Raw genomic sequence first — 15,494 nt, 5'->3', positions numbered from 1 at the left:
GAAGTTGTGGGTAAGTTCCAGTGCCCGAGCCAGACGCATAAAAAAATCCGATGCCTATTCAGGCATCGGATTTTGATTTCTTGCGGCCAAAGGTCAAGCAAAAGGGCTTAACTGATCGGCATTACCCCGCAGGGTGCTTCTTTTTAAAACAGTCGGTACTTACTGACCCGGCTCATTCTGCGACAGAACCAGCTTGCCTTCCTTGTCGACCGGAATCTGGTTGCCCGGATCGCGATCCATCCGCACTTTGCCTTCCTTGCCGTCCAGCGAGTAACGCACGTCGTAACCAACGACTTTGTCGCTGATGTCATTCACGGTGTTACAGCGAGTTTGTGTCGTGGTGTAGGTGTCACGGTTTTGCATGCCTTCCTGCACCTTGTTACCGGCATAACCACCACCGACAGCACCAGCGACCGTGGCAATCTTCTTGCCGGTGCCGCCGCCGACCTGGTTACCCAGCAAACCACCCGCTACGGCGCCAATGGCGGTACCGAGAATCTGGTGTTGATCCTTGACCGGCGCCTGCCGGGTCACCGCAACGTCCTTGCATACTTCACGTGGCGTCTTGATCTGTGTCTTGACCGGTTCAACGGCCAGCACTTGCGCATACTCAGGGCCGCTTTTAACCAGGCTGTAGGTGGCAACAGCACCCCCGGCAGTTACACCGACAGCACCCAATACCGCACCAACCAGCAACGACTTGTTCACATGAACCTCCTGACCATCACATGCGGGACGCGCCCGCGCTTCTCCCAGCCTTGGAGCATAAAAAAAGGCGCGAGTTCAACTCGCGCCTTTTCTGGCTGACAGCTGGAAAAGCGATGGCCGTTATGGACGGTCGTCGACTTCCTTCTCGGTGTTGGCCGGAGGAATCAGATCCTCAGTCGTCAGGTTCAGCCAGATCAGCACCACGTTCGCGATGTAGATCGACGAGTAAGTACCCGCCAGAACACCGATGAACAGGGCAATCGAGAAGCCGAACAGGTTGTCGCCACCAAAGAACAACAGTGCTGCGATCGCCAGCAAGGTGGAGATCGACGTCGCCATGGTGCGCAGCAGGGTCTGGGTGGTCGAGATGTTGATGTTCTCGATCAGCGTCGCCTTGCGCAGCACGCGGAAGTTCTCACGAACCCGGTCGAATACCACGATGGTGTCGTTCAGCGAGTAACCGATGATCGCCAGCACCGCCGCCAGTACCGTCAGATCGAAAGTGATCTGGAAGTACGACAGGATACCGATGGTCACGATCACGTCGTGGATCAGCGAAACGATGGCGCCGACCGCGAACTTCCACTGAAAGCGGAACGCCAGGTAGATCAGGATGCCGCCGAGCGCCAGCAGCATGCCGAGGCCGCCCTGGTCGCGCAGCTCTTCGCCGACCTGAGGGCCGACGAACTCGACACGCTTGACCGTTGCCGGGTTGTCGCCGCCGACCTTCAGCAGCGCTTCCGCCACCTGGTGGCCCAACTGCGGATCTTCACCCGGCATGCGCACCAGCAGATCGGTGGTCGCACCGAAGCTCTGCACGATGGCTTCGTGATAACCCGAAGTCACCAGTTGCTCGCGCACCTTGGTGACATCGGCCGGACGCTCGTAGGTCAGCTCGATGAGCGTACCGCCGGTGAAGTCCAGACCCCAGTTCATACCCTTGGTGGCGACACTGAAGATCGCCAGCAGGGTGAGGAATACTGTGACGCCGAACGCAAAGTTGCGAACGCCCATGAAGTTGATTGTACGTAACATGGCAGCCCCTTAAATCCACAACTTCTTGAAGTCACGTCCGCCGAAGATCAGGTTGACCATTGCGCGGGTCACCATGATGGCCGTGAACATCGAGGTAAAGATCCCGAGGGACATGGTCACTGCGAAACCTTTGACCGGGCCGGTGCCCATGGCAAAGAGAATCCCGCCGACCAACAGAGTGGTCAGGTTGGCGTCGAGAATCGCGGTGAATGCCCGGCCGAAGCCTTCGTTGATTGCACGCTGCACGGTCATGCCGGCGGCGATCTCTTCACGGATCCGCGAGAAGATCAGCACGTTGGCGTCGACCGCCATACCCATGGTCAGCACGATACCGGCGATACCCGGCAGGGTCAGCGTTGCCCCCAGCAGCGACATCAGGGCCAGCAGCAGCACCATGTTCACCGCCAGTGCGACGGTGGCGATGACGCCGAAGAAGCGGTAGATGGCGATGATGAACAGCGAAACGAACAGCATGCCCCACAGGGATGCATCGATACCTTTGGTGATGTTGTCAGCACCCAGGCTCGGGCCGATTGTGCGCTCTTCAGCGAAGTACATCGGCGCCGCCAGACCACCGGCACGCAGCAGCAGCGCCAGCTCGGACGATTCGCCCTGACCGTTCAGGCCGGTGATGCGGAACTGAGCACCCAGTGGCGACTGAATGGTCGCCAGGCTGATGATCTTCTTCTCTTCTTTAAAGGTCTGAACAGCAACGTCTTTCTCGACGCCATTAACCACTTGCTTGGTGTAAGTGGTGACCGGACGCTGCTCGATGAAGATCACCGCCATGCTGCGACCGACGTTCGAACGGGTCGCGCGGCTCATCAGCTCGCCACCGTGGCCATCCAGACGGATGTTCACTTCAGGCGTGCCGTGCTCGCCGAAACCGGCTTTGGCGTCGGTCACCTGGTCACCGGTGATGATCAGGCCACGCTCGATCTGCGCCGGAGGACGGTTGCCTTCACGGAACTCGAACGTTTCGGAAGTGGCTTTCGAAGCGCCCGGCTCTGCCGCCAGACGGAACTCAAGGTTGGCCGTCTTGCCCAGAATACGCTTGGCTTCGGCAGTGTCCTGCACGCCCGGCAGCTCAACCACGATGCGGTTGGCGCCCTGACGCTGGACGATCGGTTCGGCAACACCCAGCTCGTTGACGCGGTTACGTACCGTGGTCAAGTTCTGCTTGATGGAGTATTCACGGATTTCCGCCAGCTTGGCCGGGGTCATCGCCAGACGCAGCACCGGTTGACCGTTGAGGTCGGCCGGAACAATGTCGAAATCGTTGAAATTCTTGCGGATCAGCGCACGGGCCTGTTCGCGGGCATCTTCATCGCTGAAGCCCAACTGAATGGCACCGCCCAGTTGCGGCAGGCTGCGATAGCGCAGCTTCTCTTTGCGCAGCAGGCTCTTGACGTCGCCCTCGTAGACTTTCAGGCGTGCATCGAGGGCTTTGTCCATGTCCACTTCCAGCAGGAAGTGCACACCACCGGACAAGTCCAGACCCAGCTTCATCGGGTGCGCGCCCAGATTGCGCAGCCATTGCGGGGTGGTCTGTGCCAGGTTCAGCGCGACGACGTAGTCATCACCCAATGCCTTGCGCACAACGTCTTTGGCCGGCAGCTGATCTTCAGCCTTGGTCAGACGGATCAGGCCGCCCTTGCCGTTGGCCGCCAGCGTGGCTGCCTTGACGTTGATCCCGGACTCTTTGAGCGCGGTGCTTACGCGATCCAGATCGGCCTGATTGACCTGCAGTGCCGTGCTGGCGCCGCTGACCTGAATGGCCGGGTCATCGGGGTATAGATTGGGAGCGGAATAAATCAGACCGATCGCCAGCACCGCCAGGATCAGAATGTATTTCCACAGAGGGTATTTGTTCAGCATCACGCCGCCCGTTATGAACGCGGGGCGCCTTGCGCGCCCCGTCGATTGAGTAGAAGTTGGAACCTTAGATCGCTTTCAGCGTGCCTTTTGGCAGCGTGGCGGCGATGGCGCCTTTCTGGAACTTCATTTCCACGGTGTCGGAAACTTCCAGAACCACGAAGTCATCGGCCACTTTGGTGATCTTGCCGGCGATGCCGCCGGTGGTGACCACTTCGTCGCCCTTTTGCAGGCTGCTCAGCAGGTTCTTCTGCTCTTTGGCGCGCTTGGCCTGTGGACGCCAGATCATCAGGTAGAAGATGACCAGGAAGCCGACCAGGAAAATCCACTCGAAACCGCCACCCATTGGGCCGGCAGCAGCCGGTGCAGCGGCGTCAGCCATGGCATTAGAGATAAAAAAGCTCATTTAGCACTCCAGTTGCAAATGTTGAATCTTGGGGTCAGAAAACTCAGTCCAAAGGCGGAACGGGGAGCCCGCGTTTGGCGTAGAAGGCATCGACAAAGGCGGCCAATGTACCCTGTTGAATAGCCTCGCGCAAACCAGCCATCAGCACCTGATAATGGCGCAAGTTATGGATGGTATTGAGCATGCTTCCCAGCATTTCGCCGCACTTGTCCAGGTGATGCAGATAAGCGCGGGAGAAGTTCTGGCAGGTATAGCAATCGCAGGTCGGATCGAGCGGCGAATCATCATGGCGATGGAACGCGTTACGGATCTTCAGCACGCCGGTATCAATGAACAGATGCCCATTGCGGGCATTACGGGTTGGCATCACGCAATCGAACATGTCCACACCGCGGCGCACACCCTCAACCAGATCTTCCGGTTTGCCAACGCCCATAAGGTAACGAGGTTTGTCAGCCGGCATCATGCCCGGCAGATAATCCAGCACCTTGATCATTTCGTGCTTCGGTTCGCCCACCGACAGACCGCCAATGGCGAGGCCGTCAAAGCCGATCTTGTCGAGACCTTCCAGCGAACGCATGCGCAGATCCTGGTGCATGCCACCCTGCACAATGCCGAACAGTGCCGCGGTGTTTTCACCGTGGGCATTTTTCGAACGCTGGGCCCAACGCAGCGACAACTCCATCGACACACGGGCGACGTCTTCGTCAGCCGGGTACGGCGTGCATTCGTCGAAGATCATCACGATGTCGGAACCCAGATCGCGCTGAACCTGCATCGATTCTTCCGGGCCCATGAACACTTTCGAGCCATCGACAGGAGAGGCGAAGGTCACGCCCTCTTCCTTGATCTTGCGCATCGCGCCGAGGCTGAACACCTGGAAACCGCCGGAGTCGGTCAGGATCGGGCCTTTCCACTGCATGAAATCGTGCAGGTCGCCGTGCGCCTTGATCACTTCAGTGCCGGGGCGCAGCCACAGGTGGAAGGTGTTGCCCAGGATGATCTCCGCGCCAGTGGCGACGATGTCACGCGGCAACATGCCCTTGACCGTGCCGTAAGTACCGACCGGCATGAAGGCCGGGGTCTCGACGGTGCCACGCGGGAAAGTCAGCCGACCACGACGGGCCTTGCCATCGGTGGCCAGGAGCTCAAAGGACATGCGACATTCGCGACTCATTCTGTTTCCTCTGGGCCGGTTTGTTTAGGGGCAGTAGGTGCGGGGTTACGGGTGATAAACATCGCATCACCGTAGCTGAAAAAGCGGTAACCGTTGTCGACGGCAGCCTTGTAGGCGGCCATCGTTTCGGGATAACCGGCAAATGCCGAAACCAGCATCAACAGCGTGGATTCCGGCAAATGAAAATTGGTCACCAGGGCATCGACCACATGGAACGGCCGGCCTGGGTAGATAAAGATGTCGGTGTCGCCACTGAACGGTTTGAGCACGCCATCGCGCGCCGCACTTTCCAGCGAACGCACGCTGGTGGTGCCCACGGCAATCACCCGACCACCGCGCGCACGACAGGCCGCGACGGCATCGACCACGTCCTGGCCGACTTCCAGCCACTCGCTGTGCATGTGGTGATCTTCGATCTTCTCGACGCGCACCGGCTGGAACGTACCGGCGCCCACGTGCAACGTGACGAATGCAGTCTCGACGCCTTTGGCGGCAATCGCCTCCATCAGCGGTTGATCGAAGTGCAGCCCCGCCGTCGGCGCCGCTACAGCGCCCAAGCGCTCGGCATACACAGTCTGATAGCGCTCGCGATCCGAGCCCTCATCCGGGCGATCTATATAAGGAGGCAGCGGCATGTGCCCGACGCGATCGAGCAGCGGCAGCACTTCTTCGTCGAAGCCCAGCTCGAACAGCGCGTCGTGACGCGCGAGCATCTCGGCTTCGCCACCGCCGTCGATGAGAATCTTCGAACCCGGCTTCGGCGACTTGCTGGAACGCACATGGGCCAGCACGCGATGCGCATCGAGCACCCGCTCAATGAGGATTTCCAGCTTGCCGCCGGACGCTTTCTGCCCGAACAGCCGTGCCGGAATCACCCGGGTATTGTTGAACACCATCAAATCGCCCGGGCGCAAATGCTCAAGCAAATCAGTGAATTGACGGTGTGCGAGGGCGCCGCTGACCCCATCCAGGGTCAACAGGCGACTACCGCGACGCTCGGCCAAAGGGTGGCGAGCGATCAGCGAATCAGGGAGTTCGAAGGTAAAGTCAGCAACGCGCATGATGGGGTTCGTCTAGCAGGGCCCGAAAGTCTAGCGGAAATATCGAAAATTGACCATGAAACGTGATTGACCAACGGTAATCACCTCTCTATACTTCGCCGCCATTGAGCCCTGATGGCGGAATTGGTAGACGCGGCGGATTCAAAATCCGTTTTCGAAAGGAGTGGGAGTTCGAGTCTCCCTCGGGGCACCAAAATTAAGAAAGGTCTTGCTTAGCAAGGCCTTTTTTTTCGTCTGCAGGAAAGTGGTACGCCCTTCCCCTATTCATTCCCGACATGGCATTGCACCGCACGGTGTTACCGACCCTTCAATCAACAACAGCCCCCTGCCGACTCGAACCGGTTGCGCCATTCACTCTAATTTCGACCCAGCCCCTAAAACCTATTCACATGACTGACATTGGCATCTAGTTACATCTAACTGGTGCATTCGCAAAGACGCCCTGTCTTATTTCCGCGCGAAATCCACCAACGACCTCTCGATACCTAATTCACTCAGCATCCGCGTCGGTATCACCGGGATGCTGAAGGACCGCTGCTGCTCGCGTGAGCCTAGCCTGGTCAAAGGTGCGGGGCGGCGCCGGTAACTTCGAGGGTGATGCGATCTTGGCGAGGCTGCGCCAGGTCATCGAGCGCCTTGGTGAAAGCCGCTTCACCCGCTGGGAATCGGCGGCGGCAAAGATCGATGAACACGGCCCGCGCACCATCGATCATCTCGGCTTTCGCAAGACGCTGGAGTACGGCATGGGCGACACCCTGCACACCACAAATACCTACTACGTGCTGACCGAGGCTTGGCGCTCGGAGATCTTCCGGGGCATGAACCTTACCGCAGTAAACAAGGAACTCTTGCAACGCGGTGTGCTGGAGCCGAGCAGCGACGGCAAGGCATCAAGTCTCGTGCGATTGCCCGGCTTAGGCCAACAGCGGAACGAGCCCAGACGCACCGCCTATCTCTCCGTCAGCGAATAAGCCCGCGGCTACGACTATGCCACCACAGACTAGGGTCTCTCGCCGCCTGTAGGGCTCGTGGTTAGTATCTAGGAGGTAGGTCCGAACCTACCAGAGAGGCTGCAAGAACGCGGCCAAGGCTCGGCTAAATGTTGTACGCCTTGATGATTTTGGAAAGAGCGACGAATAGGACCATAGATGCTAGTAACCCCCATACGCTCCATTGCAAGAAAATCAACTTGCGCTTAAGGCCAGGCTGAAGACTGGCGAGATCTTCCGTATTCAGTTCTCCCCGCTTTATGAACGATTTTGGAAATGTCACAATGCCCGAAATACCCCCTACGAGCAGAAGCTTTCCCCAAGGACCGCCGTGCCTGAGTGGAGCTCTGATTGTTACAGCTGAACAATTTTTGAGTGGTTCTAGCATTTCATCCAGTCGCGTGTAAGCCAAGTGCAGGCAGACGCCTATCCAGACAATGCTGAGAAGAATAACAACTCCGCAGAGGAAGCCGACAACGAGTCCCGCCATGCTCATTTCGTGACCTCATAAATAGCTTCGCCCAATGTCTCACCCCCGGCGCCTAGAAGCTTTCCACCTGCGTATGAACCCGCACCGACAATGATAACGCCGCATAAAAGAGTGGCGGCTCCTCCCGTTGGAATTCCCAGTCCGATACAAATTGTACTTACGGTTGCGCCTGTCAGGGCGGCCCCTGTCATCGCTCCACCAGCCACGCCGCCGATAAAGTTGCCCCCCTCTGTGAATTTTATTTTCCTGCAAGCCGCTGCATTGCCCGCGGTGCAAACGTCTTGAACCTTCATATAGCTTGCGCCTCCCCCTACAGCAGTACCAATCCAGCCGCCGTACTTAACAAACTTGGCTGCTTTGGCGACGCCTTCAGCGTGAGTGGCATAGCCGGGAATCTGCCCCGGAGCACCTGCCAAACTCCAGTGGTGCACCAAGCTTTTGCTTGATATACCAAGGGCAGATTTCAGACTTGGATGATCAGGAAAACCAATGCCTTTCTTGGTCAGAAAGTTGAGTTGTTTGTCTAACTTGGCAAATAGTCGTGCACGCTCAGCGAAAAATTCAGGGCTACGTAAATTGCCATCTCGTAGGAAGCTTTTCTGGTGCAGTGTTTCGATATCTTTTAAGGAGGTTTGTACGTCGCCTAGGTTCTTGGCGAAGATCGCCGTACCAACACCGACTGAGGTTGAGCCTTGTGAAAGTACGGATTCTATTTCGCTCCGATGGCGAACCATGAAACTGGCTTCTTCGTCAGTCATTGGCTTGAGTGCAGCATCCACTTTCTGAGCTGCTTCTGTTAGCAGAGCTTCTTCACGGGTGCATTGGAGATTGTTCGGGTCGCTCAATACGATGAGTTGACCGGGCTTGGCATAGCCGGTTACGTGTGGGTTGAGGCGCTTGAATTTCTCAAGAGCGGCGCCGTCTGCTTTATCGAATAACGCAGCTTCGAGAGCAGATCGCGGCATGACCTCCTGGACGATGTAAAAGCCGGGTTCAGCCATTTCCTTTGCAACCTCAGGCTTCTTCGCAGGTGCATCAGGGTATTCCGACCAGTACTTCGCGTGCAGATCCGTAGGTTCCCCACCGCGGTAAGGTTTATTTCTCGGTGGGTTTACGAGTGCGGGTTTAGGCACGTTTCCATATTCGCTCATGAATCATCCTTGTTCGTCCCTGAGAATACTGATTTGAGGCTGGGCATAGCGACACTATAGAAAAAGACCACCACTGGCTGTAGGACAAATCCTAAGTGCTATACCAAAACTCTGGATACCTCTCAATTGCTAGGTATGAAGGATAACTTGCGAGGAAAAGCGATTGAATGGAGGCACATCGCCACTAAAAATCCGCCTGATCTGCTTAATTGAGCTTCATCTTGCTCAATAACGGGAACAAGCAGACCAACTCTCATTGATTCTGAATGGCAGAGATCGACTGAAGCGGTCAGTCGAGTAGAGCTATAAATGTGCCGCACTACTCTCCAAGCACCAGTGCGGTAGGTTCGTTTATTTCAGTACCAAGCAATTTATTCAAAACAATCAGCTAGAGTGAAGTGCCGTAGGCACGTCCAAATCCTAGCTTTTTTCAGTGCTAGCTTAGGGCAGGGCTGAATATCAAACTAGCTCACAACCACCTCGGCACGGAGTAGACATTTCATGAAGCTGACTAAAGCTCGCGTCCAAAATTATCGCTCTGTCGAGGACAGCGAAGAATTCGAGATCGGCGATCTCACCTGCCTTGTGGGCAAAAACGAAGCCGGTAAGACCGCGCTGCTCAGCGCAATGCGCGGATTGAAGCCGTCCCAGCCTTTCGAATTTGACGAGACCATAGACTATCCACGTCGGTTTTCGACTAGGTTTGACGACCGTCACCCGGACGGCAAGGCTGAGGTCATCCGGATGTGGTGGCAACTAGACGAGGCCGACATGGCCGCAGTGGAAAAGCGATTCGGGGCAGCAGTACTCAAAGGAGACACTTTCCAATCACACTTCGGCTTTAGATACGAAGGCGACTCCCGTATCTGGGAAATCGAGATTGACCATGTCAAATGCTTGGACAACATGGTTAACAAACACGCCCTTGATGCGACTGAACGCAATGTGCTCCATGGAGTTGATAGCGGCCCTACAGCGGATAAGTCGCTGTCGGCCCTCGCTGAGCGATCTCCGAAGCAGGAAGCATTGCTGCAAGACATTAAGACGTGCCGAGGATCGAACTTCGCGACAGGGGTGATCGATGTGTTGGCCGCACGCCAACCTAAATTTTTCTTCACCTCGCACTTCGAGCGGATGTCGGGCATGGTCTCAATCCAAAAACTCCAGCAGGACATGCAGAACAAGGTGGTGTCAGTTGGCGACAGAATTTTTTTGGATTTTCTCGAATACGCCGGCACTACGTTGGATGAGCTGATGGAGACTGATCGCCGCGAAGCCTTGAAGGCTAAGTGCGAGGCAGCCAGCAACGAGATCACCGAGGAGATCTTTCAGTTTTGGAGCCAGAATAACGCTTTGGAAGTTGTTATTGAGATCGACACGGGAAAGCCAAACGATCCGGCACCGTTTAACTCTGGGATGGTGGCCGACATCCGTATAAAGAACACCAATCACAAGGCCACATTGCCGCTATCCGAACGCAGCGCTGGCTTTGTCTGGTTTTTCTCTTTCCTCGCTCAGTTTAAACAACTCAAGAAGAACAATCGAAACGCCATTATCCTCTTGGACGAGCCTGGACTGACCCTGCATGGCAAAGCCCAAGGCGACCTGCTCCGCTACATCGTAGAGCGCTTGCTGCCTGATCATCAGGTTATCTACACGACACACTCGCCCTTCATGGTTCCCATGCATCGCTTGGCTGATGTGCGAATCGTGGAGGACGTGATAACCGAGGCAAAGGGAAAACGGCCCGAGGTGAAGGGTACGAAAGTCCGGTCGGATGTCTTGGAAGTCAACGACGACACTTTGTTTCCGCTGCAAGGTGCTCTGGGGTATGAAGTGACTCAGTCACTTTTCATCGGCGCGAATACTTGGCTGGTTGAAGGGCCCTCCGACATCCTATATTTGCAAGTTGTGTCTCAAGCGTTACTCAAGCGGGGGCGTGAGGGGCTAAGCGGCAAGTGGGCATTGTGTCCATCCGGTGGCATCGACAAGATCGCGCCATTCGTGCGTCTCTTTGGCGGCAATGGGATCAATGTGGCAGTACTCTCTGACGTCGCAAATGGAGACAGGACAAAGATAGATAATTTAAAGAAAGCCCAGATTCTCAAGGCGGGCCACTTCTACACCTGCGCGGATTTTGTCGGCGAGTCAGAAGCTGATGTCGAGGACCTATTTGAAATGGACCTGTATATCGAAATGCTCAACGGTGCATACAAGCCGCCTGCTTCGAATGCGGTTACTGCAGAAGCGTTGTTGGCTGCGACACCGACGCCACGAATCGTCAAGAAGGCAGAAGCCCTTTTCAGGCTAATGCCTGCCTCGGTGTCGGAATTCGACCACTTTGGCTGCGCCCGCTGGCTGCTTGAGAATCCCTCGATACTGGATAACGATTCACCAGCCGTAGCCACTACCCTGGAAAGGTTTGAGCAGATTTTCAGGACGTTCAATAAACTAGTGTGCTGATGCTTCACTATCACTACTTTTCGCACTAAAAACCTAAAATAAGCATTTAGCAGCTAATACTAGGGAGGGGGGGGGGCAGCTAACGTCTGGCTTGTGCGACCTATGCCCTCATTCAGTCGGCTGAAGTCCTTCGCGACACGTGGTAATTGGCCAACAGCAATCACTCAATAGCGTCTAGCACAATTGAAGCAACTCAATATCTAAAAAATAGCGGATGGATTTTAAATTCTTTACCAAAGTCACTTACGTCTAGTTCTTGCTTTGAGAAGTCCGAGTAAATAGTGAGTGTCTCGGATTTTTTTATTCCGATAACTCCAACTATGAACCAAATATTTAGTAAGATATTGAAGTCTACTGCTATTGCTTCTGACGTCAGATTATTATCGAACTCAGTGTGCGCCAATATCTCATATTGTATTTTGTCTTTTGTCTCTGCAATACCGCCAACTTTAAAATTATTTGTTTCGATATGGCAGAGCGTATCAATGTATTTATTTATGTGAGGGTAAAGGCTTGCCCATTCTTTGTATAATGCTTTTTTTCGGGAAACATAGAATTTTTCCTCGGCCTCTAGTAGAAAATCTTCACATAGTTCTGTAGAGCCGTCTGCCTCAGCCAAACATAGGTTGACGAAGTCAATTGCATCACGAGGCCTGAGCATTGTTCTTTCAATAATGTAATTGTCCGCCAACTGGCCTTTTACCGTAAAGTTAAAAATATCGTCAAACTTTGTTATGGCGCTGCCTTGGTATTGATGCTTAATTAAGTAATTTACACGCTTATCCAGCATTTCTCTTATCTCTCTAACGTCCCACTGAATCGGGAGTATCAGAGACTTGTCTTTTTCCTCTTGTCTAAGATTGTTGTCGTAAATTCCTTTTATGATATCAGAGCGAATGGAAATGATGACTTTCACCGTTCTGATGTCAATAAGTTCGCGAAAGGCATCGAGTAGTGCGTTGATGAAATCGTAACGTATTGAGCTTGAGCTCAGCCATGACTTGTCGAGATCATCTATACTTATTATATATCTAAGCTGGCCCTCCCTTGAACTTTCTTCGATGAGAAGCTTTATTAGTTCCTTTTGCTTTCTGAGCAATTCACTACTTATGTAGTGTGTTGTGGCTCTTTGAATTTTCTCAGTGGATTCACTCACTTCCTTTCCAGATACTTTTATGAAGCTAACACCTAAAGAGCCTGACAAATCGTGTTGCATTTTTTCTGTAATTTCTGAAACAACATTATCATTGAAAAAATTATCTCGGAACTTCTCAATATATTCATTCGCGAGTGCTGAATTATATTTCTTTTTACCTCCACCCAAATCCGAAAGCAAATCTAGAAAAGAATTTCCCGGATAAAGAAGCTCAATAACCCTGACAAGGAGCACATGAATCCAAAGTGATTTGTAGAATATTCTTAAGTCAATTCCCTGATCTATTAGACTTGATATAAAAACATTGTTTTTTATGTGCTCAAAAACAGTCGACTCAGCCTCTATCGTCGAATGTTTTTTTATGTTTTTGTTTTCTGCGAGTTGTTTTAAAAGCGCTGTTTTTCCTGACCCTGTGCGACCAATGATAACTCTCTTAGGGAAATCCAAGCTACTTTCAAAGCTTAGCAAATTTGAAAAAATGCTTGTTTCAAGAAAACAAGTTTCCAAAAAAGTGTCAAACTCTGCGTCTAGATTACCAATTTGTGAATTTTTCCTGAAAATATAATTGGCCACTAAAAACATCCTTGTATAAAGAAAACTGAGTACAGTTTTACTGAACGCCTACCCTAACGGGTTTCATTGAAAATAAAAAGCCAGCGGTCTGAGTTCTTGATGCCGGCTAAGGATTCTCCGATCAAATCTGAATCGCCCCGGGTTGTCTAGACTCCCTCTAGGCTCGCGGCGTAACGCTTTCAAACTCTACCGGTGACAGCTGATTGTTGAATTGAGAAATCAGCGTGCTTTCACTCAGCCAATGACTGACCGCTTATCGCCGAAGGCGGCCTGTTGCGACTGCCGGCTATTCGCTGGCACAGCTAACGGACTGATGATTACAGACCGCTAATCGCATTTAGTGGGCAGGCCAAGGAGTGGGAGCATTCTGCCCTCCTGCATCATAGGCATAACCGCGTTTACTCCTCTTTCACGCATCAAAAGCGTTACACCAGATGGATGAGTTACACGCCACAAAATTGGTGTGCCAAGGCGGTGTAACATTAATAATATTCAATAAATACAGATACTTACCAAGTGTCGTTACACCAGTTACATGAGTTACACCACATTTGGAGGGCCATACACCCCCGCACCCCGGAAGCATCAATCCCACCAGCGAACGTCAGGTGTATCTCCCGCCGCATGCCTGGGGCCCCTGAGGGTTTTCGTTCCACACGGGGTCGGAAACCCGCCGGACTTTGTTAGCGGACAGATGCCCAGCTTAGTGAACAGGTGAACCGGGTGAACACACGGTTCACCAGTGCAACTGCACAAGACGTTGGTAGGTCGCTGGGGACCCTGAGCATTTATGAATGACACGGGGCACAAAACCCGCACGATCTTGGTAGTGGCTGATTTTTTCACATTGGTTGACAGGTTGACTCGGTTGACGGCCCATGGTGTCCATAATCATCAACACAAAAGGCCATCGTTACCGATGCGGTAACGATGGCCTCTTTTCAGCAAAATTCTTTCGATTTCAATGGCTGAAATTTCAGTAACTTTGAAAACCTTCCACTAACGCAGTCCTGCGGGTTTCCGACCCCGTACCATCGGTAAACCCTCAGGGTCCCCAGCACCTTTTCGGTGTCTTAGCCGCCTTGCTCCTCTGCCATACTCGATTCACCAGCGCTGTCGAGGTGCATGACTGAAAGGAAAGTACGATGAATGATGAACAGGATTTGCCGATTGAAGGGGAGTGCACCATTCACTCGCACCCGGTTCCGGCCGACGAGCTTTCGCGTTATAGCGTGGAAAGCGACCTCCATGCGGAGCGAGATATCGCTATCTATGTTGAGACCCAGGCACGTGATGAGGTGGTTCAGCACGTCGAGCGCATTAAAAAGGAAATAGTCCTGGGTGACACATACGAAATTTGGGACGTAACGACGGATAAGGATCGGTGGTGGGTCATTACCAACCTCACGAATCTGTACTCCCAGAAGCACTTCCCGACACTCGACTACACGATCTCTTTCCACATTGGGCTGATGATGCGATTGCGTAGTCGCCCAGATCGGATCGATAGCTCAGACCCCACACCTTTCGATGAAGTGTTTCGACGCATGGACCAGGCAGACGCTCGCCATGACGCAGCAGTTGAAGCTGAGGATTTTCAAGCTGTAGGCATGCTCCTGCGCGAAGCATTGGTCTCGCTTATGGGCGCCGTTAGGAGGCTGAGCGATATCCCCCAAGACGTTGACCGCCCTCAAGATGCCAATTTCATCGCATGGATCGATCTGTTGATGAATCATCTCTGTGGTGGCGGTAGCAATAAGGAACTGCGGCAGCATCTGAAAAATCTAGCCAAGGAGGCTTGGCAGTTATCGAATTGGCTGACCCACACCAAGAGCGCCAGTAGAACCGCGTCGTCCATCGCCATTCACACTTGCCAGACAGTTGTTGGCCACATGATGCAGATTCTCAAACGTGAAGAGCAGGACAGGACCGATCATTGTCCGGTTTGCAAGTCTCGCGAAATCCGCAAGTTCTACGATGTCAATATCGCTCCCGATGGTGACTCGTATTTGAGCTGTGGTGTATGTGACTGGAACGACCATCCGGGTATCATGCCGGCCTAGCACTGGCGAGCATGTATCCCTGCGTGTATCCCCAAGCAGCAAACCTCTCTGGAGGCCACGAGTTTACTGGAATACTACAGTCTCCCTCGGCACCAAAATTAAGAAAGGTCTTGCTTAGCAAGGCCTTTTTTCGTCTGTGGACTTGCCCCTACAAAACCGGACACCAACTCTCCGTTAAATTGATGCAGCTGCCAAGCGCCTGAACTCCCTCGGTGAACGGTAGTTCAAGGCGCTGTGCGGATGCTGCTCGTTGTAGTGTTCGAAGGCAATCGCCAGGTTACGCAGCGCCGTTTCCCGATCCGGCTTGGGCATGTGCGCCACGTAGTCACGCTTGATCGTCTTCACGA

At 53.6% G+C, this 15,494-nt stretch carries 11 protein-coding genes, 1 tRNA gene and 1 pseudogene; 4 read left to right on the top strand and 9 right to left on the bottom strand.

The features are described from left to right. Positions 1-159 precede the first annotated feature (159 nt). The 6 genes from CKW18_RS28620 to queA form a co-directional block, all read right to left on the bottom strand. The gene (locus CKW18_RS28620; RefSeq protein WP_095191847.1) at positions 160-708 is read right to left on the bottom strand and encodes a glycine zipper 2TM domain-containing protein; all 549 of its coding nucleotides are present in this window, start codon (positions 706-708) and stop codon (positions 160-162) included. A 120-nt stretch (positions 709-828) separates the two neighbouring features. Next, complete coding sequence (gene secF, locus CKW18_RS28615) at positions 829-1,743, bottom strand: protein translocase subunit SecF (protein WP_095191846.1); 915 nt, start codon at positions 1,741-1,743, stop codon at positions 829-831. Between the two features lie 9 nt (positions 1,744-1,752). Continuing rightward, a complete protein-coding gene (gene secD, locus CKW18_RS28610; protein WP_095191845.1) occupies positions 1,753-3,621 on the bottom strand; it encodes a protein translocase subunit SecD in 1,869 nt (622 codons plus the stop codon). A gap of 64 nt (positions 3,622-3,685) precedes the next feature. Then, complete coding sequence (gene yajC / locus CKW18_RS28605; RefSeq protein ID WP_007916913.1) at positions 3,686-4,024, bottom strand: preprotein translocase subunit YajC; 339 nt, start codon at positions 4,022-4,024, stop codon at positions 3,686-3,688. Between the two features lie 43 nt (positions 4,025-4,067). Further along, the gene (gene tgt / locus CKW18_RS28600) at positions 4,068-5,183 is read right to left on the bottom strand and encodes a tRNA guanosine(34) transglycosylase Tgt (RefSeq protein ID WP_170947342.1); all 1,116 of its coding nucleotides are present in this window, start codon (positions 5,181-5,183) and stop codon (positions 4,068-4,070) included. A 14-nt stretch (positions 5,184-5,197) separates the two neighbouring features. Continuing rightward, positions 5,198-6,262: a tRNA preQ1(34) S-adenosylmethionine ribosyltransferase-isomerase QueA gene (gene queA, locus CKW18_RS28595; protein ID WP_095191843.1), complete on the bottom strand. Its 1,065-nt coding sequence runs from the start codon at positions 6,260-6,262 to the stop codon at positions 5,198-5,200. 108 nt (positions 6,263-6,370) lie between these two features. Between queA and CKW18_RS28590 the strand changes: the two genes are divergently transcribed. Then, positions 6,371-6,455: transfer RNA gene (locus CKW18_RS28590), tRNA-Leu, on the top strand. A gap of 337 nt (positions 6,456-6,792) precedes the next feature. After that, positions 6,793-7,233, top strand: a pseudogene (locus CKW18_RS28585) (DNA/RNA helicase, superfamily II protein); the annotation flags it as partial. Between the two features lie 510 nt (positions 7,234-7,743). Here CKW18_RS28585 and CKW18_RS28575 read toward each other — a convergent pair. Further along, positions 7,744-8,892 carry a hypothetical protein gene (locus CKW18_RS28575; protein ID WP_095191841.1) on the bottom strand — a complete coding sequence of 383 codons (1,149 nt, stop codon included), beginning with the start codon at positions 8,890-8,892 and terminating at the stop codon, positions 7,744-7,746. A gap of 501 nt (positions 8,893-9,393) precedes the next feature. Here CKW18_RS28575 and CKW18_RS28570 point away from each other — a divergent pair. After that, on the top strand, positions 9,394-11,355 hold the full coding sequence (locus tag CKW18_RS28570; protein ID WP_095191840.1) for an ATP-dependent endonuclease: 1,962 nt from the start codon (positions 9,394-9,396) through the stop codon (positions 11,353-11,355). 193 nt (positions 11,356-11,548) lie between these two features. Here the strand turns inward: CKW18_RS28570 and CKW18_RS28565 are convergent, their stop codons facing one another. Next, positions 11,549-13,093 (bottom strand): P-loop ATPase, Sll1717 family, encoded by a 1,545-nt coding sequence (locus CKW18_RS28565; protein ID WP_095191839.1) that lies wholly within the window; start codon positions 13,091-13,093, stop codon positions 11,549-11,551. Between the two features lie 1,136 nt (positions 13,094-14,229). On the opposite strand from CKW18_RS28565, the gene CKW18_RS28560 reads away from it, so the two are divergent. Beyond that, positions 14,230-15,147 carry a gamma-glutamylcyclotransferase gene (locus CKW18_RS28560; RefSeq protein ID WP_095191838.1) on the top strand — a complete coding sequence of 306 codons (918 nt, stop codon included), beginning with the start codon at positions 14,230-14,232 and terminating at the stop codon, positions 15,145-15,147. A gap of 174 nt (positions 15,148-15,321) precedes the next feature. Here the strand turns inward: CKW18_RS28560 and CKW18_RS28555 are convergent. Then, a partial coding sequence (locus CKW18_RS28555) for an integrase core domain-containing protein (protein ID WP_141233127.1) occupies positions 15,322-15,494 on the bottom strand: 173 nt, incomplete at its 5' end.

Origin of the sequence: Pseudomonas sp. Irchel 3E19, assembly GCF_900187585.1 — a bacterium.
Classification (GTDB): Bacteria; Pseudomonadota; Gammaproteobacteria; order Pseudomonadales; family Pseudomonadaceae; genus Aquipseudomonas; species Aquipseudomonas baetica.
Note: the sequence above shows the minus strand (reverse complement) of the source record. Positions and strands in the feature narration are given on the sequence as shown.

Bases quoted from the DNA above. Each gene is read 5' to 3' on its own strand.
- secF (WP_095191846.1), bottom strand. From the start codon at position 1,743: ATGTTACGTACAATCAACTTCATGGGCGTTCGCAACTTTGCGTTCGGC.
- secD (WP_095191845.1), bottom strand. From the start codon at position 3,621: ATGCTGAACAAATACCCTCTGTGGAAATACATTCTGATCCTGGCGGTG.
- yajC (WP_007916913.1), bottom strand. From the start codon at position 4,024: ATGAGCTTTTTTATCTCTAATGCCATGGCTGACGCCGCTGCACCGGCT.
- tgt (WP_170947342.1), bottom strand. From the start codon at position 5,183: ATGTCCTTTGAGCTCCTGGCCACCGATGGCAAGGCCCGTCGTGGTCGG.
- queA (WP_095191843.1), bottom strand. From the start codon at position 6,262: ATGCGCGTTGCTGACTTTACCTTCGAACTCCCTGATTCGCTGATCGCT.
- CKW18_RS28575 (WP_095191841.1), bottom strand. From the start codon at position 8,892: ATGAGCGAATATGGAAACGTGCCTAAACCCGCACTCGTAAACCCACCG.
- CKW18_RS28570 (WP_095191840.1), top strand. From the start codon at position 9,394: ATGAAGCTGACTAAAGCTCGCGTCCAAAATTATCGCTCTGTCGAGGAC.
- CKW18_RS28565 (WP_095191839.1), bottom strand. From the start codon at position 13,093: ATGTTTTTAGTGGCCAATTATATTTTCAGGAAAAATTCACAAATTGGT.
- CKW18_RS28560 (WP_095191838.1), top strand. From the start codon at position 14,230: ATGAATGATGAACAGGATTTGCCGATTGAAGGGGAGTGCACCATTCAC.